This window comes from Nitrospira sp. (assembly GCA_030692565.1).
Taxonomy (GTDB): Bacteria; Nitrospirota; Nitrospiria; order Nitrospirales; family Nitrospiraceae; genus Nitrospira_D.
Genome location: JAUYAO010000051.1, coordinates 17,146 through 36,276, shown reverse-complemented (window position 1 = coordinate 36,276; position 19,131 = coordinate 17,146). Strand labels below are relative to the sequence as shown.

Here is a 19,131-nt window from a genome sequence, read left to right as displayed (position 1 = left end):
TTCACCTGTCAAGACTGGACGGCTGATGAATGTCCCGGAGAGGAGTATACTGAGAATACGAGAGGCGCATTATGTATCGAGTACTGGTCCTCGGTGGAGGAAAGATCGGTTCGCTCATTGTAGGCCTGCTCTCTCAACACGGCCGTTACGAGGTGCATCTCGGCGATGTGAATCTGGACGGAGCGAGCCGCCTCGTCGCGGATCTCAAACTTGAGCGAGTGACTCCCTGCCTCCTCGACGTCCGCCACCCGGACATGGTCAGCACGTACCTCTCGACGCATCCCGTCGATGCGATCGTCTCCAGTCTCCCCTATTTCTGTAACCCCACCGTGGCGGGGCTGGCCCTGACTCACGGCGTCCATTACTTCGATCTGACCGAAGACATCGAGGTGACCAGTCAGATTCGCGTGTTGAGCGCCGGCGCCTCCCAAGCCTTCCTGCCGCAGTGCGGCCTGGCGCCGGGGTTCATCAGCATTGTGACGCACGACCTCATGACGCATTTCCAGAAGCTGGACACCGTGAAGATGCGCGTCGGCGCGCTGCCGGTCCATCCCAGCAATGCGCTGAAATACTCGCTGACCTGGTCGACCGATGGCTTGATCAATGAATACGGCAACCTGTGCTACGGCATCGAAGAGGGCGAGAAAGTACCGCTCCAGCCGCTGGAGGGTTATGAGACCATCGAGCTGGACGGTCTACTCTACGAGGCCTTCAACACATCCGGAGGATTGGGCACGCTGGCAGATACCTATGCCGGGCAAGTGCAGACGATGAATTACAAGACGTTGCGCTATCCGGGGCATTGCGAAAAGATCCATCTCCTGATGAAGGACCTGAAGCTAAACGAAGACCGGGACACGCTCAAGCGAGTACTGGAGCACGCCGTTCCGCAAACCCTCCAGGATGTCGTCCTGATCTACGCCTCGGTCACCGGGACCAAAGAGGGGGGATTCTTTGAAGAGAACTACGTCAAGAAGGTTTACCCTCAATGCATCAAGGGCAGGCTCTGGTCGGCGATTCAAGTCACGACCGCTTCCAGCCTCTGCACGGTGCTGGACCTCGTCCTGCGCGATCCAACCCATTACCATGGCTTTGTCACACAGGAATCCATTTCGCTGAAGAACTTCCTCGCCAACGACTTTGGAGCATGCTTCCGATGAGCACAATCAAAACCGCCCTCAAGGAGCTTGGTATTCAAGCGGTCAACCCAGGCGGAAGCACTGGTTCAGGGTGGTGGTCAGGTCAATCCAACAGGCCTTTATTGCCATCGATTGACCCGGCAACAGGAGAAACGATATCCAGAGTAGTGCCATGTTCATCAGATGATTACAGCAGCATAGCGAAAAATTCGGTTGATGTATTCAAATCATGGAGAATGGTCCCGGCACCGAAACGCGGGGAACTCGTGAGACTCATCGGCCAGGCACTTAGAGAGAAGAAGGATGACCTCGGCACCTTGATCGCTCTGGAAGTCGGCAAGATCAAAGCTGAAGGAGACGGCGAAGTTCAGGAGATGATCGACATGGCCGATTTCGCAGTCGGGCAATCGCGCATGCTCTATGGGACGATGATGCACTCCGAACGGCCGGCGCATCGCATGTCCGAACAGTGGCACCCTCTCGGCCCCGTTGGGGTGATTACCGCTTTCAATTTCCCCGTGGCCGTCTGGGCATGGAACGCCTTCCTGGCCGCGATCGCCGGAGATACCGTCATCTGGAAACCATCCCCCAAGGCTCCGCTCTGTGCAATCGCGGTTCAACAGATCTGCAATCGTGCGATGCAGCAGCAGGGCTGTCACGGCGTGTTCTCGCTCTTCGTCACGGATCAATCCAGCCTGGCCGAGACCATGGTCCAGGACCCGCGCCTGCCTCTCATCTCGTTCACAGGATCGGCGGCGGTCGGCCGCCGGATCGCATCAACCGTCGGCAGCCGATTGGGGCGGGCGCTGCTCGAACTCAGCGGCAACAACGCCATCATCATCGATGAGACCGCAGACCTTAATATCGCCGTGCGCGCCATTCTCTTCGGAGCCGTAGGCACCGCCGGCCAGCGCTGCACAACAACCAGACGCCTGCTCGTCCACGAATCTCGCTATGAGGAGGTAACGGCCGCACTCGTAAACGCCTATGCGCACATCCACATAGGCAACCCCCTGGAGCCTGACGTCCTGATGGGCCCGCTGATCGATCAGGCCGCAGTCGACACCTTCCGTGCCGCCATCGACGAGATTAAAAAGGAAGGCGGCAAGATTCTCTACGGCGGACAGGTGCTCCAGCGGCCCGGACATTTCGTCGAACCGACGATCGTACTCGCACAGAACCACTGGCCCGTGGTCCAGCGTGAGACCTTCGCCCCGATCCTCTCTGTCATGCCCTTCCGGACCATCGACGAAGCTATCCGCCTCCAGAACGATGTGCCGCAGGGCCTCTCATCGGCCCTGTTCACCACAAGACTGCAGCACAGTGAGCGGTTTCTGTCCTCGGCGGGCAGCGACTGCGGAATTGCCAACGTCAACATCGGCACATCCGGTGCGGAAATCGGCGGGGCATTCGGCGGCGAGAAGGAAACGGGAGGCGGACGGGAAGCCGGTTCAGACGCTTGGAAAGCCTACATGCGCCGTCAGACCAACACGGTGAATTGGGGCGCGGACCTGCCGCTCGCACAGGGCATCACGTTCGGCTGAATAGCTGACGGCTGCAACTCCAGGAGAGAAGGGAGGCCATCATGGATCAGAATCGGGAACTCGATGGACTCATGGTGCGCATGGTGGGGGAATTCGTCCTGCACAATCAGGCCGGACAAACGCTGCAAGCCATGCTCGACGAGGCGGGAGTCGGCCTCACGCCCGTGATCGATCATGTGACCTTGCGGACGCTCGATATCGATCGCCGGGCCGAGCCATTCATCGCCCTCGGATATGCCTACGACGAAACGCTGGAGTACGACGACTGGTACGCCAAAGTCTATCGGAAATCCGGCTACCCTGCGCTCTTTGTGGATCAAGCCTATGCGGGCGACCGCGGACGAACCAGCATTATTCCCGGATGGGTTCAGAACTTCGGCGACCAGGTCTTTCACCATATCGCGGTTCGCGTGGAGGATATCGAGAAAGCCGTCCGGCAACTCAACAAAAGAGGCATCCTATTTGCCGGACACATCGTCGGGGCACGCGGAGACTCACTCCGGCAGGTTTTCTCTTCGCCTGAAATGGTCGATGGCCATCCCTTCTCGGTGCTGGAACTGGCCGAACGACACGAGGGATACCAAGGCTTTCTTCCGCCACAAGCCGACAGTCTCATGAAGTCGACTGCGCCGCGTGAGACTTCGCGCAAATGACTCATCGTCTTCCGGCGATGTCTCGGTAACCGCATCAGCGTTCATTCGACGCCGCCGGCCCCACGCACAAGATCCCGCCCAGCATCACGATACACCTTGTGTTACCGCCAACATCCTGTTAGGGTGACACTTGATCGCGTAAGACCTCCGGAGTTTAGGGGCCGCAGTATCCCCCGGCACACCGAAGTCTGACGCGATTTTTGTTTGCCCGCACAAGACCGTCCTGCATCTGCTGAGCAGTCCCCGTTGGCCTTACACCCATCGCTCGCAAGACCAGTCCGACACCGTCGCGTGGTTTGTTGTCACATTTTCAAGAGGTGCATTTTGTTTCATGAATTCTCGTCCACGTTTCGAGCTCTCCTCCGCAATGCCGCGGGGAGCGCTTACCACATCACGATTGTTGCGCTGAGCGGAGGCATCGCCCTCCTGCTGCCAGCGGGAGCCAAACAGTTTCTCTCCTTCTGGTCTCAGGTCGAGCACAACAAGCTCTCGCTGATCGCCGTAGAAATGTCGGTCGCCGTGCTCCTGATCGCAGGACTGAACTTTCTCCATCGGAGCCTTCGCGACCGAACCCTGGCGGCGTACGCGACCGGAGCCGGGCTCGTCTCCTTCTTCCCCCGGCGCGCCCGAGGCGCGGAACGACGTATCAGACAACTCAAAGAAGATCAGGGGACGGGCCGCACCATCAAAGTGATCGGGTCAAGCGGGTATAGCACTCTGGTCGACCAGGTAGGTGACCTCTCTTCGGTGCTCGACAAGTGCCTGGGCGCACAAATCCTCCTGGTCAATCCATACAGCGAGGAGGCCAGTGCTCGCATCCAGGCTATCGGCCATCCTGAATTTACCCTGGACGGATTCCGCGAGGAAGTCCGGCAAAGCATCACGCTGCTCAAACGCCTGAAGGCGATGGGCAAAGCTGTGAAGCTCAAGCTATATGCCGATCCGCCTCTGGTCAAAATGGTTGTTCTGGGCGACTATTTGTGGCTCCAGCACTACCACGCAGACCTTGATATCGAGACCATGCCGGAATATGTGCTGCGGCACAATCGAAAGACCCACGGGCTCTACACGCTCTACTCACATTACTTTGAGCAGCGATGGGGAAATCCCGAGATCCCTGAATACGATCTAGAGACCGACGAACTCGTCTATCGAAGCAGAACCGGGAACGAACTGCGGCGTGAACACTTTGAACCAACCGCGTTGCCCTGCCTGGAAGTACCCGTCGCGCGAGCACGTGCGCTTCCGGCTGACATCGGTCACCGAGAGTTACGCACGAACGATGTTCCGGAACTGGTGTACGGGCGAATGAAGGCCTGGTCAGAATAGCTCAATAAAGCCCGGACTATCACCGGGACTCAATCTGGTGAGACTTCTCGGCTGATGAAAGACCGGTGTTTGCTCTGGATGCGGCACGCCGCATCCAGAGTCAGACGCTGCTCTTTGATAGATACGAGAGGCTAAGCAGCCAGCTTCAGATCCTCACGGCTCACGGCGAAGCTCGGCGAGAAATCTTTTGCGGAAAGGGTGCTCATGCGACGCCTCTCGGCATCACTTTCCCTTGCCAGGCAGAACGTCAGAACCCACACCAACGAACTCATCGTCACAATCCCAATTAACGTAACCATATGCAACTCGATCTCCCTTCGAATGAACTGAGCCCCAATGTATTGTTTGCCTAGGCAACCATTGCCCCGGCGTTCTGGCGGAGGCTCAAGACTGCAAGGGAGGTGCCACTCTTTCCACTGTAATGGCTTTGGCGATCCGGACATCCGCAATGACATGAACAGCAAGCCTGTTCAGTAGATATCCATTCAGCACAATGGCCTCAGTAAGAAATCATAAGACTCTGCGACACAGCAGCGTTGTACAATTCAGGTAAAACCGTGCCTCGAACTGGGCAGTTCATCACCACCTCTCGCGAAGGCAACGCCCATTCCACACACTCGGCGCAATGCGGATGTCGGAAACGAGGACCTGCACGGTGGAGGACCGATTCTCAATCAACGGAGAGCCACCAGAACGAATACCGCTGAAGAGACTCTTCGTGTCATCCGATCAGCTGTGGGCAGAAGCTCCCTTTCCCCCCTCAGCCAGGTACAGATCAGCGAGTGAGGGATCAGACCAACACACCCAGGCTCAGGATTTGAGGGCAGCACGTCGCCGAAATCGAGAAACTCGCGACGTTTTGCCTCCACTTCTTCCGCCACCGCTCGCTCCAGCTGCTGCTCGAGCTCGGCAATCCTGGTGGCAATCTCTAAAATGGTGGTTGGCATGCAATCCTCCCGGCTCGGACCGAATCCTGTCGTTGAAAGCAGTGACGTGGGAGAACCCTACGCCGTGACCGGGAAGGCGTCAAAAACAGGGGACCTGGTTCAAGCGGGGAACGAAAGGACGCTGGGACTATGAGGCGACAGGCGATGTAGCGAGACGGGCCGCATGGTGAAGCGCATCGAGCCTGGAGGCATGCTGGTTGCCCAATGGTATCAGCCGCAACACTCCCAACCCCTCCAGCACCTCCCTCACAACCGCTTGCATCCCCACGAGTACAAGATGCTGGTGATGGGACTCCGCCATGTGAATCATATCTTCGACCGCCAGCGCGGCGGTCCCATCGATCATCGGCACCGCCGACAAGTCCAGTACAACGACTGAAAAACTGCTCCATCGCGAAACACCCTCTAAGCGACGGACCATGTCCTTAGCCGAACCAAAGCTCATCGGACCGTCGATATGAATCAAAATGATCCGGCCCTCGTGACGGCCAAGCACCGCCGCCTCTTCATTCGTGAGTGGAGATTCCGGAGTCTGCGCGGTAATGATCCGCAGATTCATCAACTCGAGATCAGCCATCCGTTTGACGAACAACACGCTCGCCAATACCAGCCCCACGGCCACCGCCATGATGAGGTCTGCCAACACCGTCATCGCACAGACGACCGCCATGATCGTGACGTCTGCGCGCGGCGCCTGCATCACATGCCTGAGCAAGCGCCAATCAATAATATCGACGCCCACCTTCACGAGAATCCCAGCCAGCACGGCGAGCGGAATCCGCTCCGCCAGCGGCCCCAATCCCAGGAGCACCGCCAGCAAGACTAGCGCATGGAGCGCACCGGAAATAGGCGTTCTCCCGCCTGTACGGATATTGATGACCGAACGCATCGTGGCACCCGCGCCAGGCAGTCCTCCAAACAGGCCGGCCACAGCATTGCCGATCCCCTGCCCGATCAACTCGCGGTTGGAATCATGGTGCGTCCGCGTCATGTTGTCGCAGACCAGCGATGTGAGCAGGCTGTCGATGCTGCCCAGCACGGCCAGTACGATCGCCTGTCCAATGATGATCTTCATGGCATCGAGATGGAAAGCAGGAAGCGCCGGCATGGGGATCGTCGTCGGAATCGCGCCGATCACCGGTGCGCCGGGGGACACGAACGCTCCCAATACCGTGCCAACAACCAACGCAAGCAACGGCGGCGGGATGATTTTCCCCACAGGTTCCGGCGTTCCATACACAATCGTCAGCGACACGACTCCGAGCATCAACGCGTCGAGCACGGGATTCATAAAGAACGACGGCAGCATGGACATCGTCGCAAGGACGCTCCCGGACTGGGCAGCGTGGCCTACGAGTGGAGCGGCTTGGAGAATAATGATGATCGCGCCGATCCCGCTCATGAAGCCGGAAATCACAGGATACGGCATCAAGGTGATATAGCGTCCGACGCCGCTCAATCCGAGCAGAATCTGCAGCCCGCCCCCCAGGATGACGGCCGTAAACGCCAGTGCCGGCTCTTGACCGAACTGGACGATAAGACCCGCCATGACGACCGTCATCGGGCCGGTGGGACCCGACACCTGCGCAGGAGTGCCGCCGAACAACGCGGCAAACAATCCCACGAAGATCGCTCCGTAGAGGCCGGCAATCGCCCCGGCGCCTGACGCCACACCAAAGGCGAGCGCCAGCGGCAACGCGACAACGGCAGCAACGACCCCGCCGGCGAGATCGCCGCGAAGATGGGAAAACGACAAACCGTGAATGATGGGCACGAACAACCCCTTCCGGACACAACCCCCAGGACAGTCGTAACAAACCTGCGGCCGGGAGTCTATCAAAAGAAGGCATCCCATTCCGCCAGGAGAATCGAATGGACCAGATCGGGCATCACGGCAAACATGGCCTGAGCCCAGAACAATCCGCCCACAATTGCACGGAGAGACAATGTTTTGTCAGTCTGCGTGGAGATACCTAGCCGTTCAAGAGCCGGGTTGTCGTAAAATCCCCTCCAAAACATCTGAAATCTCCTGCCGTAGGCCTCGGCATAATGCTTGCTGAAAAACTCATCGAAGGCCGGGAACAACTGAAAAACAGACGAGTCTTTCACGTGCCCCTGGCGACACCTAAGGAGGAGATCAGATGAAAAAGATTGGCACGAAATCTACAATGGCACTGGCTCTGGCAGTAGGAATTACCGGAGCCGTGAGCGCCGGCCTGGCATGGGCGGAAGCCGAGTACGCTCCCTCATCCAACCCGAAGACCCAGGAGTTGGATACTAAACCCGGTCCGGCATTTACGACCATCGACGGGAAGGTCAGCAAAATTGAAGGCAACATCTACGTGGTCGAAGGTCCTGCCTACAATGCGATCGGGGGAGGAGCCAACTCCAACGAAATCCGCGTCTTTGTCGGCAAAGACACCAAGAAGATCAGCGGGGACAAAAGAGTGGGAGATAAGATTCGCGCGGAGCTGACGCAGGGCGGCTTCGCCAATTCCATCCAATAGCGCCCCGCCGCTTCCCACATATCCGTCAACCTTACAGCGGGCTGGTCCGGAAGGATCAGCCCGCTTGCATTGTGAACTCAGCCCCTCTTCCAGCCTCCGCAAGTCAGTCTGGCAAAAGATAGTGCGCACTCACCTCGACCACTGTTCGATCCGGGCTGAATCGAAACACCTCGGCCACCAGACCACGATGGCCACGATACATCAGCGTGAGCCCCTCCACCCCGGCCAGAATTGCGACCAACTCAAAATGCAAGTCCGGGAGGAGCTGCAGTCCCTTCCTCCAGTACGCCCGCACCGCCGCTTTCCCTTTGAGACGCCCGCTCGGCTCACCGGCAATCGTAACAATGAGCGGAGACCGCATCTCAAAGTCGTCCGCATAATGTACCAGCACCCGATCCAAATCGTGAGCGTTCCAGGCATCGATCCACTCCGCGGCAAAAGCTCGGACAAACTTCTCATCCATCATCTCAGGCCTCGTGATCGCCAACGAACAACACTACCAGTCTCCTGATCGCCGTAGGCCCTCTCAGTGTGGCCCCGCCCCTTCACTGACGCACAGCAAAGAACGGCGAATCTCGTCCTCTACAGAGCCTTTCAGCGCAAAAGACGGGAAATACGCGACCTCGCAGGATTCAGCTCAGGCATCGCACCTGCACTATCCTGGTCAAAAGATCCACCGCATCGAACCACGACCGGGTACGAGGTGACCTATGGTGCTACGACAACACCCCCGCTACCATGCGTCATTCTCCGGCACGCTGGTCTATCGGAACCATCCCCATACGATTACAAACTCGGTTGATCTCTCACGCAAAGGGTGCCGGCTCGAAAGTTCCGTACAGGTCGTTGCCGGCACACGAGTGGATCTACTCCTCTACCTCAGCGACGAACCAGTTCCCGTACTAATCCAGCACGCCACCATCCGCTGGGCCGGGGCCCATGGAATTGGAATCGAGTTCCCGTCGCTCGCCTCTCCTCATCGAGAACGACTGGACGGCACTCTCCAACAGCTCGCAGGCCAACCCGGTCGTAGCTGATCGGCAGGCCACCTTCACCGAAAACCAGCCTCCCCCGGCAAACCAGAACGCTTACACAACGGCCCCACCGGATTCCCCGGCCAATACCTCAGGACAATCGCTGAATCACCGGCGTGACCTTACCCTTAATAGCGCTTGACTACGACTTCATTTGCGCCCAGGGTGAAGTCAGTGACGTCTCAAGCCCCGCTGACTGTCCCATCCCTCGCGCTCCCGCACTCTGCTCTGCGCGACTGATTCTCCGGTCTCCGCCGCTTCCTACGCCAGCGGTTCTTTCACTCCCTTTTGTCGAGTTTCTCCGTAACCGGAAGCGCGCTTCGGCGTCCGGCGTTGAACGGGACTTCTACGCGCGCTTCGTAAGAGGCATTGCGCAGGCTTCACACATCAGTAGAGGAGATACCGCCATGATTACAGTGACCTCAACGGCTGAAGAAAAGATTCGTGAACTGATGCGGGAAGAGCAGGATACGATCGGCCTGCGCGTCTACGTGAAAGGCGGAGGTTGCCACGGCTATCAGTACGGGATGGCGTTCGAGTCCAAGATGAGCGAGGACGACACCGTCGTGGAAATGGGCGATGTGAAAGTCATCATGGATTCCCAAAGCGCCCCGCTGCTGAACGGTTGCGAAGTCGATTATACGGATAGCGTGCAGGGCTCAGGGTTTGCGATCAAGAATCCGCAAGCGAAAACGACGTGCGGATGCGGCAGTTCATTCAGCGCATAGCGGCAGTGTGCCTCAACGTCAAACATTGACACTCAGCTAGGCTGAGAGGAGATATACATGAGCAAAGAACGCATCACCATTTCACCCGACCTCTACGACATCATGCCGCCCGAGTATCAGGACCTTGTCGCCAAGGCCACCTACGGCAAGGAAGACCGGGGATGGAAGGATATCGGCACGGCCAAGGAACTCATTGAGCAGCACTCGCTCTGCGCCGGTTGTCCTGAGTCCATGGCGTTTCGTTACATTTTAGCCTCGCTCCCCAATCCCGAAGATACCGTCATGGTCGGCTCGACCGGCTGCACCAGTCTCGTCTTTCCTCATGTCGCGCTCCACAACATTCATTCGCTGTTCGGCAATCAAAATGCCGTGGCCTCAGGCCTGAAGCGGGCGTTGACCGTCCGTTTTCCAGGACGAATCAAGGATGTGGTCGTGCTGGCCGGGGATGGCGCCACGGTGGACATCGGACTCGACATGACCTTGCAGGCATGGTTCCGCCAGGAGAAATTCACCACGATCTGTTTCGACAATGAGTTGTATGCCAATACCGGCGGCCAGGAAAGCGGGCTCATGCAAAAAGGCTTCGTGGCCAAAATGGCTCCGATGGGCAAGAGCTTCGACAAGGTCCGGCTCCCTGAAATTGCGCGGGAGGCCGGGTGCCACTACGTCGTGAACTGTACGGTGAGCAAACCCTCCTTGGTAGAGAAAGTGATCCGGAACGCCGTACTCGTGGCGCGCGAGATCGGTCCCACCTACGTGCAACTGTATACGCCCTGCATTCTCGAAATCGGCAAGGACAGCCAGGAGGGACTACAAGAAATGCGCGACGCGGAGAAGCCGAGCGAGCGCTTCGCCTACAAGGAATACATGAGCGAACCGGCCAAGGAACTCATCGCCGAACTCGCTGCGAAGGCAAAAGAAAAGAAAGACGCCGCGAAGCAGTTGGCGTCATCCCAGGCATAACAAGGATCGCCGCAGCTGCGGCCTACACAAAGAGCGGAGGTGCCAGATGAGTCTCGATTATGTGAAATTCACCCCAGGGTTCGATGCCTTCATGCCGAAAGAATATAAGGATATGGTGGAGCACGGTCCCTTCGGAAAGAAAACGACCGTCTCGCAGATGGGCAGCTTCAAGGAAATCCTCGAAGAACACCCCATGTGCGCCGGCTGCGCCATGACCTTGTTTATCCGCTTGGCGATCATCGCGTTTCCCAATCCCGAAGATACCATCACGGTTGGAACGGCCGGATGCGGCCGGTTGGCCATTTCTCAGGCGGCGATTCCCTTCGTGTACGGCAACTACGGCGACCAGAACGGCGTCGCCAGCGGGTTGTCGCGCGGGTTGAGGATCCGCTTCGGCGATAAGCCTAAGGATGTCGTAGTGATCGCGGGGGACGGAGGAACCGCCGATATCGGATTCCAGCAAGTGCTCCATTCCTGGTTCAGAAAAGAACGGTTCACGACGATCATGCTGGACAACGAGGTCTACGGCAATACCGGCGGGCAGGAGAGCGGAATGACGACCAGAGGCGCGGTCCTCAAAATGGCGCCGCTCGGCAAGAAGTTCGAAAAGATGGATATGGTCAGCATGGCCAAAATCGCCGGCTGCGCCTATATCGCCACCGTGGTGCCGAACAATCCTCGGCGGGTGGAAAGTTGCATCAAGAAGGCCGTCCTGATCGCGCGGGAAGTCGGACCGACGTATATTCAAGCCTATACGTCTTGCAATATCGAGTATGCGATCCCGACGGACAAGGTCATGGAAGACGCCAAGAACGTCGAGGACGATCGTTACAAATTCACCGAGTATGTCAGCGACGAGGCCAAGGCCTATCTGGCCGAGCGGTACGGCTACAAGGAATTCCTGCCGAAGCCGGTTGCTGCCGTCGTACAGGCGTGACAGGATAGGTGGAAGATTCGGGAGCCGGGCACGATGCACCGCCCGGGTCTTCCACCCTTCACCCGGCACGCCTTGCCGATAATGCGACCGAGGTACACCATGACGGACTCCACAACACGCACCGGGAACACACAGACTCCTTTTACACTGACCTACGGCATGCGGCTGGATCCAGGGACCGGTGCAGAAGAGGCGCATCCGCACATGCCGATCGTCCTGCCCGACGGATCGACCGGCAACATCACCTTGCACGTGATCAACGGCACGCCGGAAGAAATCAAAGCGCGGTTACTGGAGTGCGTCGACGCATTTTTCGAGATCCATGCCGAAACGTAAGCACCGCGATTCATGACCGGAGCCTGGAACCGCCGAAAAGGATTCTGCGGCCGTCTGGAAAGGCCATCATGCAGACGCTTGATATCGATCGCCCCGGGATGCCGGACCTTCAGTTCGTCCTGCTCATCACGGCGCTGTGCACCTCCCGGCTGACTTCACTCAATGTGCCCGATGACGTGCGTACGGCACTCTTCGACCGATGCTGGATGCTCATCCATGAAAGTCCTCCACCCGATGAGCGGGAGAAGCGCGTCATCGATCTCCGTCCCTGGAGTGAAACGACGCTGGATGCGATGGTCGAGACAATCCGCACCGTCCTGACGGACGCGGGTATTCAAACATTGAGCTGGGACCACTCACCCAGTGAACCGACCTGGGCCAGTACTCCGGAAGCACTGCCGTTGATCCAGCGACTCGAGCAACTCTATCCGCTTCCGTCCGAGACGCCCGCCCACCGGCCGGTGACCAAGGTAGGAAGCGTCACTGATACTCTGCCCTCCTTCAGAAAGGGAAACGTCTCGATGGACAGTCAACAAGCGCATCTCCAACAGCTCATCGGTGAGATGTCGGCGTTGATGACGGCATTCTCCCCGGCACTGGAGCGGCGCGCGGCAACACTTGAGGCCGGTGGCAGAGATGCCGAGTTGACCGACACACTGCTTAAGGGTGCCGGCGTGATGCGCGACAGCGGATATATGTATCTGACGTGGGCTCGCCATTATGTCGCGCTATCCGACGAGAACCTTCACGCCGCCGAAGAAACAGATGAGACCAACTTCGGTCTCTCCTAGATCCAGCCCGTGAGGAGCTGTGCGGAAACGAACGGACAGCCCGCCCCGCTAGAGGCATCCTCAACACAATCCGCTTTAGACTGAACCATCTGAAGATGGGAAGACCGTCATCTCCTTCCCCAGAAACGCATTTGTCGACCGTTATGAGGCCGATATCAATCCTTCCCTGCGCACAACATGCAGGCATGCCTCCATTTTTGAGTTATAGTACAGGCATGCCGCCCCGATCCCATCGCCGCAACGCCCGTTCCCCTCGCCGCAGAGCGGGACGCTCGCGCCATCGACGCAGCTTTGCCGGATCCCGCCGCTTCGTGCGGTCCCGCTGGCAGGAGTGTCGCACATTCTTTCGGGCACTGGGAAAAACGACGCCGGCGGTGCGAATCGTCGTCAGCGTTGCGCTGATTCTCGTGCTCTGGCTGGCGGTGAACTGGATGTACCATGCGTTCCACAAACCCACCGAAGTCCTGTTCCCCCTCGACAACGCATTCGACAAGAGCCCGGCGAAAACCTGGCAGGAATACGGCGCGCTCTTCCGTGAACATTCGACCGCCGTCATCGCGCCGGAACTGCTCGCCGCACTGGCCCAGAGCGAAGGAGCGGGCAACCCCGTGGCGCGGACCTACTGGCGATGGCGGGCTTCGTGGAATCCCTTGGAGTGGTATCAGCCGGCGTCAAGCGCGGTGGGTATGTACCAGCTCACCGACGGAACGTTTCAGCTGGCGAAGCGCTACTGCGTTCACGATCACGAGGTCGTCGAAGACGGCCCCTGGAACAATTTCAACTCCTGCTGGTTCAACCGCTTCTATTCCCGCGTCGTGCCGAGTCATGCGATCGAGATGACGGCCGCGCTGCTCGACCGCAATGTCGCCGCCGCGATGGGCCACCGGCGGGCGGCATCGGCGACGCTCCAGAAAAAGCAGGATCTCGCCGCCATCATCCACCTCTGCGGAGCGGGAGCGGGCCAGGATTACGCGAGGCGCGGTTTCCGGCTCCTTCCCCACCAGCGCTGCGGCGACCACGATGTGAACACCTACCTGGCGCGCATCAATGGATTGAAGCAGCAATTCGCGCATCTGGCAGCGGGGAATAGAGCGCTCCGGCAGACTCGGTGAACACACGATGAGTGTGCGACCTGAAATACCGTCTCAGGTGAAATGAAGCACTTCCGAATGGACAGGTTCATGGCCCCGCATGGAATGGCCGGAGCGCAGGAGTTTCTCGCCGAGGCCGACGGCCAGGTTGCGGTAGATAATGACCCCGATGTCGGGACGCCGGCGGATGAGATCGGCCAGATCGCGCTGGAGCAGTTCGGCCGCTTCGACAGGGCCCTCCGCCGTAGCCGTCGCGGAGTGCGGTCGGGCCGAGAGCAGTGACACTTCCCCGCAGGTCTCTCCGGTGCGGACGGTTCCGATTGTCACCGGCGGGCTGCCGCCGCTGATGACGACTCGCCCCTGCAGCACCAGATACAGCCGGTCTGTTGGATCGCGCTCGATAAAAAGACAATCCCTTGGCTGCCATTCCCGCACCGTACAGATTCCCGCCAGCCGGATTGCCTGCTCACTGTTCATGCCGTGGAACAATGGAATCTCCTTGATGGCTTGCGCCATGCGCGGGGCAATGACGCAGGTGGAGAACCCGCGCATCACCACATCGGCGACGACCCTGACCTGTTCCGTCAGTGCGAGCGGCCCCAGATCTTGCAGCTTGTTCAGCCGCACCATCTTCACGATATCGAGCCGCTCCACCTGATAGAACACCATGGCCGGCACATAGGCGACGGGCAGAAAGTTCAGCTCCAACAATGTGCGCTGCATCCGCGGCGCATAGGCGCTGACATCGATCTCGATATATTCGACGGCCAACTCCTCCCGACACTTTCTCTCCAGCTCGGCGAGGAGAAAGCGCACAACGTCATCTGCAAGAGCGATCAACTCGAAGACACGGACGGTATGCTCGACCGGATCCAGCGTGTAACCGACAGCCCCGACGATGTGGCCGCCGGAGCGGGCCAGGAAGTAGCGCGTTTGCCGAGCCTGAAGTTTGAAGAAACCGTAGTCCAGCCGCATGGGGCCGAAGATTTCCCGGTTGCGCACCCGCCCCCGCTCAATACGCAGTAAGGCCGGATAGCCTTCGGACTGCAGTTGCTCAATGGTGTAGTCGCCCCCGGCCGGATACGGAGCGGAGTCTTCGTCGACGATGAAATCCGGGGTCAGCGGCGGGTGGCTCATCACGAGATTCGCCAGGGCATAGACCTCGGGAATGATCCGCGGATTGTTGCGGCGCAAGGCGAGTGCATCGCCGAAATACCGGACCAGCAAAGCAAAGCTCTCGCGGTGGCGAAAGAAATGCTTCAGCGGCAGAAACCCGGTGGGGGTGAACCCGTGCGCGAGGCTGATCTGCTGGGCATAGGGGTGGACGGTACGGGCGACGACAAGGCCGACGTGGAGGCGGTTCTGAATCACCTCCAGGCGCTTCTCCATCAGCAGCTTACCGACCTGCAACCGGCGATAGTCCGGATGGACCGCGAGCCGGCCGAACTCGCCCACGAGATCGGAATGGGCTCCGAAATCAAACAGCACGGAAGCCGTGCCGATCACCCGGTTGTCCTCCGTATCTTCGGCGACGAGAATCAGCGCATCGTCCGTGAAGACCGAGCGCTTCAGCCACAATTCATCGTAGAGTTCGCGATGCGGGTAGTCGGCGCCGTAGACCGCGAGAAAAATCTCGCGGATCTGGCCGACATCTTCTTCGCGGGCTTCTCTGATCCGAATCATGGCCGTCCCGTAAGCTAGGTCAGAAACCGGTGGTCTGATCGCGCAACCGCTGGCCGGCGAGCCTGGCAATGGCCTGATAATAGGCCGCACCGACGGCCAAAGCTGCTTCATCGAAATCGAACTTGCTGGAATGCGCGGGATACCCCTCCTTGCCGGGCACTTGCCCCCCGAACCGGACATAGGCGCCCGGAATCTTTTCCATGTAGTAACTGAAATCCTCGGCCCCCATGTTGGCCGTCTTGAGCGGCAATACGTTGGCCTCCCCCACGGCCGTCACCGCCGCACGACGCGCGAGGCTGGCCATGTCCGGCGTGTTGATCAGCGGCGGCGTGCCTTCTGTCACGGCGACCTGAATTTTCGCTCCATGCAGCTGGGCAATGGATTCGGCGATGCGGCGGATGGAGGCGAGGAGTTGTTGCCTCACCATAGGATCCTGAGCGCGGACCGTCCCCTCCAACTTGGCCTGGCCCGCGATCACGTTCGGCGCGGTCCCCGCATGGAACTGCCCCACGGAGACGACCGACGGCCGTGCGGGGTCGACTTCACGCGACACGATCGTCTGCAGCGCCATGATCATGAGGCTCCCGACCACGACCGCGTCGATGCTCTCGTGGGGACGCGCGCCGTGCGCACCCTGTCCGATGATCTCGATCGTGAAATTATCCGACGACGCGTTGACGGCGCCCTCGGCCACGGCAATGCCTCCCGGATGATAGTGACGGTCGAGATGCCCGCCGAATATCATGCCCGCCCCCTCCAACGCGCCGGCGTGAATCATGGCCAACGCGCCGGTGCCTTTTTCCTCGGCCGGCTGAAAAATCAACCGCACCGGAGCGGGCAGCTCGTTCTCCTCCGAGAGTAGCGCGGCAGCGCCGAGCAGCATCGTCGTGTGCCCGTCATGCCCGCAGGCGTGCATGATGCCGTCATGGACCGACGCGAATTCCAGGCCGGTGTCTTCCTGAATCGGCAGCGCATCCATGTCGGCGCGCAACACGACACAGGGCACTCCGGCGCGTCCGGGAATCTCAGCAATCACCCCGTGGCCGCCGACGTGCGCTCGATACTTGATGGCGAGTCCGTCGAGAAATTTACAAATCACTGCCGCCGTGTTGGCCTCCTGCCCGCTGAGTTCAGGATACTCATGAAGCACACGGCGCAGCTGGATGAGACGATGGTGCAGCGGTTCGGGAATTAACGGCATGATGGTTACCCAGCGATGAACATACGACGGCCTGTAGGACTCTCACTCGCCGGGTCCGGCCAGACAGGCGATCAGAAGAAGACGTTTTTATGCTAGCACAAAGACCACGACGGTTTCCGTAGTACGTTGGGGCCCCCTCGCCCCTGCCTTGATCGCCTCCTTACCAATCCGCGCCGAGCCGATCGATCACGATCTGGTGTACGACAGTGTGCCTACTCAACGTCGCCAGATAGACCGCCGCTTCGGCGATGTCGAACGGATCGATCTTTTCGCTGCGCAGGATCTCCTCTGCTGACGCATCGACGAGCTCGTCCGCCACGCCGCCCGGACAGATAGCGGCCACCTTGATATGATGCGCGCGGCCTTCGTCGGCCAGCGACTTGGTCAAGGCCATGATGCCGTGCTTCGAGGCGCTATAGATGCCGGTACCGGCCCAGGCCTGCACACCCGCGACGCTCGACATATTGATGATGGTGCCCCCGCCCTGTTGCTTCATCTGGTTGAATCCGGCCCGGCAGCAGAAAAACGTCCCGCGCAGATTCACATTCATGACCGCATCGAAATCCTTCGTGCTCGTCTCGGCCAGTCGCCGTCCGCCGGCAATGATGCCGGCATTATTCACCAGTACATCCAGCCGTCCATAGCGCTTCACCGTCTCCGCGATCAGCCGTTCGACCTGCTGCTCATCGGCCACGTCGGTTTGAATTGCCCAGGCCTCCCCGCCTTTGGCCTTGATCTGGTCTACCGTCTGCTCGCACAGTGCCAGCCGCCGCGCCGTCACGACAACCCTCGCCCCTTCTGCGCCATACCGCAGGGCAATGGCTTTCCCGATGCCGCTGCTGCTGCCTGTGACAATCGCGACTTTGCCGGTTAATCGTCCCATCCGGTGACCTCATGCCTCCTGAAAGATGACAACCAATCACCGCCACGGGATCGTGGCAGCGAAGAGAACCGCCGCCGCTACGTCTCCATCATTTCGAGTCTTGCATCGAACTCGTGCCCACAGGCCGTGCAGTGGATGCAATCCGACTCGACCGTGAATTCGTCCGTTCTGATCCCCATGCCGCCGCAATCCGGGCAGCGGGCCAGCTGGATTTTCTGTCCGCCGAGCGTCTCGTACTGGCTGCCGCGAAGACAGTAGACGGGTTTCCCGTCCAGCAGCCACGGCTGGCCCGCATTGTCGAGGACCGGCAGGACAAGATAGTGATGGTTCACATAATCTTCAATGTCGGCGCGGTTCGCAAAGCCGTCCTTGATGATTTTTCCGCTCACCGCCTCATAGAGCGCGTGCTCTTTAACGATCGCTTTGGTCGGTCCCATATGTACCTCCGTTGCTTGGACGAATGCGGTCACACCAGGGTTCAGACGACACCGGAGTAATAGCGCAAAATATTGGATACCGAGATCACGCCGATGATCTGGCCGTCTTGCGTCACGGCCAGGTGCCGGGTGGCCTGCTCTTTCATCAGACGCACCGCCTCGATAATCGGACGGTCGCCGGCGATCGCCACAACCGGCGTTCGCATGCAGGTTTTGACGGCCGTGGCGGCGTGATTCAGGCCGTTGGCCACCACCTCGCGCGCGAGTATGGAATCCGTGATGAATCCGACATAGGATTGCTTATCCGTCAGGAGCAACGAGCCCGTTTTCCATTTCTGCATAAGCTGCCCCGCCTCCTGGAGGGTGGCGTCCTGGGACAGGCTCCGTATTTCAGGGGACATGTGTTCGGCCACTTGCGGACCGATGAGGGTCCGCCCCACTTTGGGCTTCTTCGGTTCGGCAGACCGGCGCGCTTCCAATTCAGAGATGCAACTCTCCAACACCCGGCTGCGTTGCAAGAGACTCTGCCGCTGACTGTCCATGCCGGTGCCTTCCGGCGCCTCATCCGTCATATTCACCAGGCCGGCCGCCTCGCCCAGCTCGGCATATTCATACGCATGCAACAGATCGGATGTCTGCCCCAGCAGGTCGCCGATCAACTGCTCCGCTTCGAAATCGAACTCGTCCAGGCTGCGGGTGGGCTTCCCTTTGCCTAGAAACGGGGCAAGTTCGGCCAGCTGTTCCCGCATACGTTCTATACTGCGGTCAAAGGACACTCGCGGCTTTTTGGAATTGGTAAGGACGGTCATAGCACCTCCTTATAGATAAACGCGGTGAGATGATCGATCATACGCCTTGCCGAATAAACGAGGCAAGCAACCTTCTTCTGCCGGTGAGATCCGCGAACAACCGTGAGAGCGATGAGAGT

22 protein-coding genes are annotated in these 19,131 nt (G+C 59.3%); 12 read left to right on the top strand and 10 right to left on the bottom strand.

Annotated features, from left to right (window positions below; translation table 11 throughout):
• Positions 1 to 71 precede the first annotated feature (71 nt).
• The 4 genes from Q8N04_13430 (at position 72) to Q8N04_13415 (ending at position 4,665) form a co-directional block, all read left to right on the top strand.
• Complete coding sequence (locus Q8N04_13430; protein MDP3091677.1) at positions 72 to 1,160, top strand: saccharopine dehydrogenase C-terminal domain-containing protein; 1,089 nt, start codon at positions 72 to 74, stop codon at positions 1,158 to 1,160.
• The gene (locus tag Q8N04_13425) at positions 1,157 to 2,683 is read left to right on the top strand and encodes an aldehyde dehydrogenase family protein (protein MDP3091676.1); all 1,527 of its coding nucleotides are present in this window, start codon (positions 1,157 to 1,159) and stop codon (positions 2,681 to 2,683) included. The genes Q8N04_13430 and Q8N04_13425 overlap by 4 nt, the downstream gene beginning before the upstream one ends.
• A gap of 41 nt (positions 2,684 to 2,724) precedes the next feature.
• Positions 2,725 to 3,336: a hypothetical protein gene (locus Q8N04_13420; GenBank protein ID MDP3091675.1), complete on the top strand. Its 612-nt coding sequence runs from the start codon at positions 2,725 to 2,727 to the stop codon at positions 3,334 to 3,336.
• Between the two features lie 324 nt (positions 3,337 to 3,660).
• Positions 3,661 to 4,665 (top strand): hypothetical protein, encoded by a 1,005-nt coding sequence (locus tag Q8N04_13415; GenBank protein ID MDP3091674.1) that lies wholly within the window; start codon positions 3,661 to 3,663, stop codon positions 4,663 to 4,665.
• A 131-nt stretch (positions 4,666 to 4,796) separates the two neighbouring features.
• On the opposite strand, the gene Q8N04_13410 is transcribed toward Q8N04_13415, so the two are convergent.
• The 4 genes from Q8N04_13410 to Q8N04_13395 all read right to left on the bottom strand — a co-directional run bounded on the left by Q8N04_13410 (position 4,797) and on the right by Q8N04_13395 (position 7,721).
• Positions 4,797 to 4,964: a hypothetical protein gene (locus Q8N04_13410; GenBank protein MDP3091673.1), complete on the bottom strand. Its 168-nt coding sequence runs from the start codon at positions 4,962 to 4,964 to the stop codon at positions 4,797 to 4,799.
• Positions 4,965 to 5,339: 375 nt separating this feature from the next.
• Entirely contained in the window at positions 5,340 to 5,612 is a 273-nt protein-coding gene (locus tag Q8N04_13405) for a hypothetical protein (GenBank protein ID MDP3091672.1), read from the bottom strand.
• A 127-nt stretch (positions 5,613 to 5,739) separates the two neighbouring features.
• Positions 5,740 to 7,386 (bottom strand): SulP family inorganic anion transporter, encoded by a 1,647-nt coding sequence (locus Q8N04_13400; protein ID MDP3091671.1) that lies wholly within the window; start codon positions 7,384 to 7,386, stop codon positions 5,740 to 5,742.
• 62 nt (positions 7,387 to 7,448) lie between these two features.
• Positions 7,449 to 7,721, bottom strand: a complete 273-nt coding sequence (locus tag Q8N04_13395; GenBank protein ID MDP3091670.1) for a hypothetical protein — start codon at positions 7,719 to 7,721, stop codon at positions 7,449 to 7,451.
• Positions 7,722 to 7,753: 32 nt separating this feature from the next.
• Between Q8N04_13395 and Q8N04_13390 the strand changes: the two genes are divergently transcribed.
• Positions 7,754 to 8,119 (top strand): hypothetical protein, encoded by a 366-nt coding sequence (locus Q8N04_13390; protein ID MDP3091669.1) that lies wholly within the window; start codon positions 7,754 to 7,756, stop codon positions 8,117 to 8,119.
• Positions 8,120 to 8,222: 103 nt separating this feature from the next.
• Here Q8N04_13390 and Q8N04_13385 read toward each other — a convergent pair whose 3' ends face one another.
• The gene (locus Q8N04_13385; protein MDP3091668.1) at positions 8,223 to 8,585 is read right to left on the bottom strand and encodes a nuclear transport factor 2 family protein; all 363 of its coding nucleotides are present in this window, start codon (positions 8,583 to 8,585) and stop codon (positions 8,223 to 8,225) included.
• Between the two features lie 244 nt (positions 8,586 to 8,829).
• Between Q8N04_13385 and Q8N04_13380 the strand changes: the two genes are divergently transcribed.
• The 7 genes from Q8N04_13380 (at position 8,830) to Q8N04_13350 (ending at position 14,020) form a co-directional block, all read left to right on the top strand.
• Entirely contained in the window at positions 8,830 to 9,156 is a 327-nt protein-coding gene (locus tag Q8N04_13380) for a PilZ domain-containing protein (GenBank protein ID MDP3091667.1), read from the top strand.
• A gap of 404 nt (positions 9,157 to 9,560) precedes the next feature.
• The gene (gene erpA / locus Q8N04_13375; GenBank protein MDP3091666.1) at positions 9,561 to 9,881 is read left to right on the top strand and encodes an iron-sulfur cluster insertion protein ErpA; all 321 of its coding nucleotides are present in this window, start codon (positions 9,561 to 9,563) and stop codon (positions 9,879 to 9,881) included.
• A 57-nt stretch (positions 9,882 to 9,938) separates the two neighbouring features.
• Complete coding sequence (locus tag Q8N04_13370; protein MDP3091665.1) at positions 9,939 to 10,844, top strand: thiamine pyrophosphate-dependent enzyme; 906 nt, start codon at positions 9,939 to 9,941, stop codon at positions 10,842 to 10,844.
• A 46-nt stretch (positions 10,845 to 10,890) separates the two neighbouring features.
• Positions 10,891 to 11,781, top strand: coding sequence for a thiamine pyrophosphate-dependent enzyme (locus Q8N04_13365; GenBank protein ID MDP3091664.1), 891 nt, complete (start codon positions 10,891 to 10,893; stop codon positions 11,779 to 11,781).
• A 99-nt stretch (positions 11,782 to 11,880) separates the two neighbouring features.
• Entirely contained in the window at positions 11,881 to 12,117 is a 237-nt protein-coding gene (locus tag Q8N04_13360; protein MDP3091663.1) for a hypothetical protein, read from the top strand.
• A 68-nt stretch (positions 12,118 to 12,185) separates the two neighbouring features.
• On the top strand, positions 12,186 to 12,908 hold the full coding sequence (locus tag Q8N04_13355; GenBank protein ID MDP3091662.1) for a hypothetical protein: 723 nt from the start codon (positions 12,186 to 12,188) through the stop codon (positions 12,906 to 12,908).
• 215 nt (positions 12,909 to 13,123) lie between these two features.
• A complete protein-coding gene (locus tag Q8N04_13350) occupies positions 13,124 to 14,020 on the top strand; it encodes a lytic transglycosylase domain-containing protein (GenBank protein MDP3091661.1) in 897 nt (298 codons plus the stop codon).
• A gap of 33 nt (positions 14,021 to 14,053) precedes the next feature.
• Here Q8N04_13350 and Q8N04_13345 read toward each other — a convergent pair whose 3' ends face one another.
• The 5 genes from Q8N04_13345 to Q8N04_13325 form a co-directional block, all read right to left on the bottom strand.
• The gene (locus Q8N04_13345) at positions 14,054 to 15,682 is read right to left on the bottom strand and encodes a GNAT family N-acetyltransferase (protein MDP3091660.1); all 1,629 of its coding nucleotides are present in this window, start codon (positions 15,680 to 15,682) and stop codon (positions 14,054 to 14,056) included.
• A gap of 19 nt (positions 15,683 to 15,701) precedes the next feature.
• Entirely contained in the window at positions 15,702 to 16,883 is a 1,182-nt protein-coding gene (locus Q8N04_13340; GenBank protein ID MDP3091659.1) for a M20 family metallopeptidase, read from the bottom strand.
• A gap of 160 nt (positions 16,884 to 17,043) precedes the next feature.
• A complete protein-coding gene (locus Q8N04_13335; GenBank protein ID MDP3091658.1) occupies positions 17,044 to 17,766 on the bottom strand; it encodes an SDR family oxidoreductase in 723 nt (240 codons plus the stop codon).
• A gap of 77 nt (positions 17,767 to 17,843) precedes the next feature.
• Entirely contained in the window at positions 17,844 to 18,203 is a 360-nt protein-coding gene (locus Q8N04_13330; GenBank protein MDP3091657.1) for a hypothetical protein, read from the bottom strand.
• A gap of 41 nt (positions 18,204 to 18,244) precedes the next feature.
• Positions 18,245 to 19,012 (bottom strand): CBS domain-containing protein, encoded by a 768-nt coding sequence (locus Q8N04_13325; GenBank protein MDP3091656.1) that lies wholly within the window; start codon positions 19,010 to 19,012, stop codon positions 18,245 to 18,247.
• Positions 19,013 to 19,131: the final 119 nt, after the last annotated feature.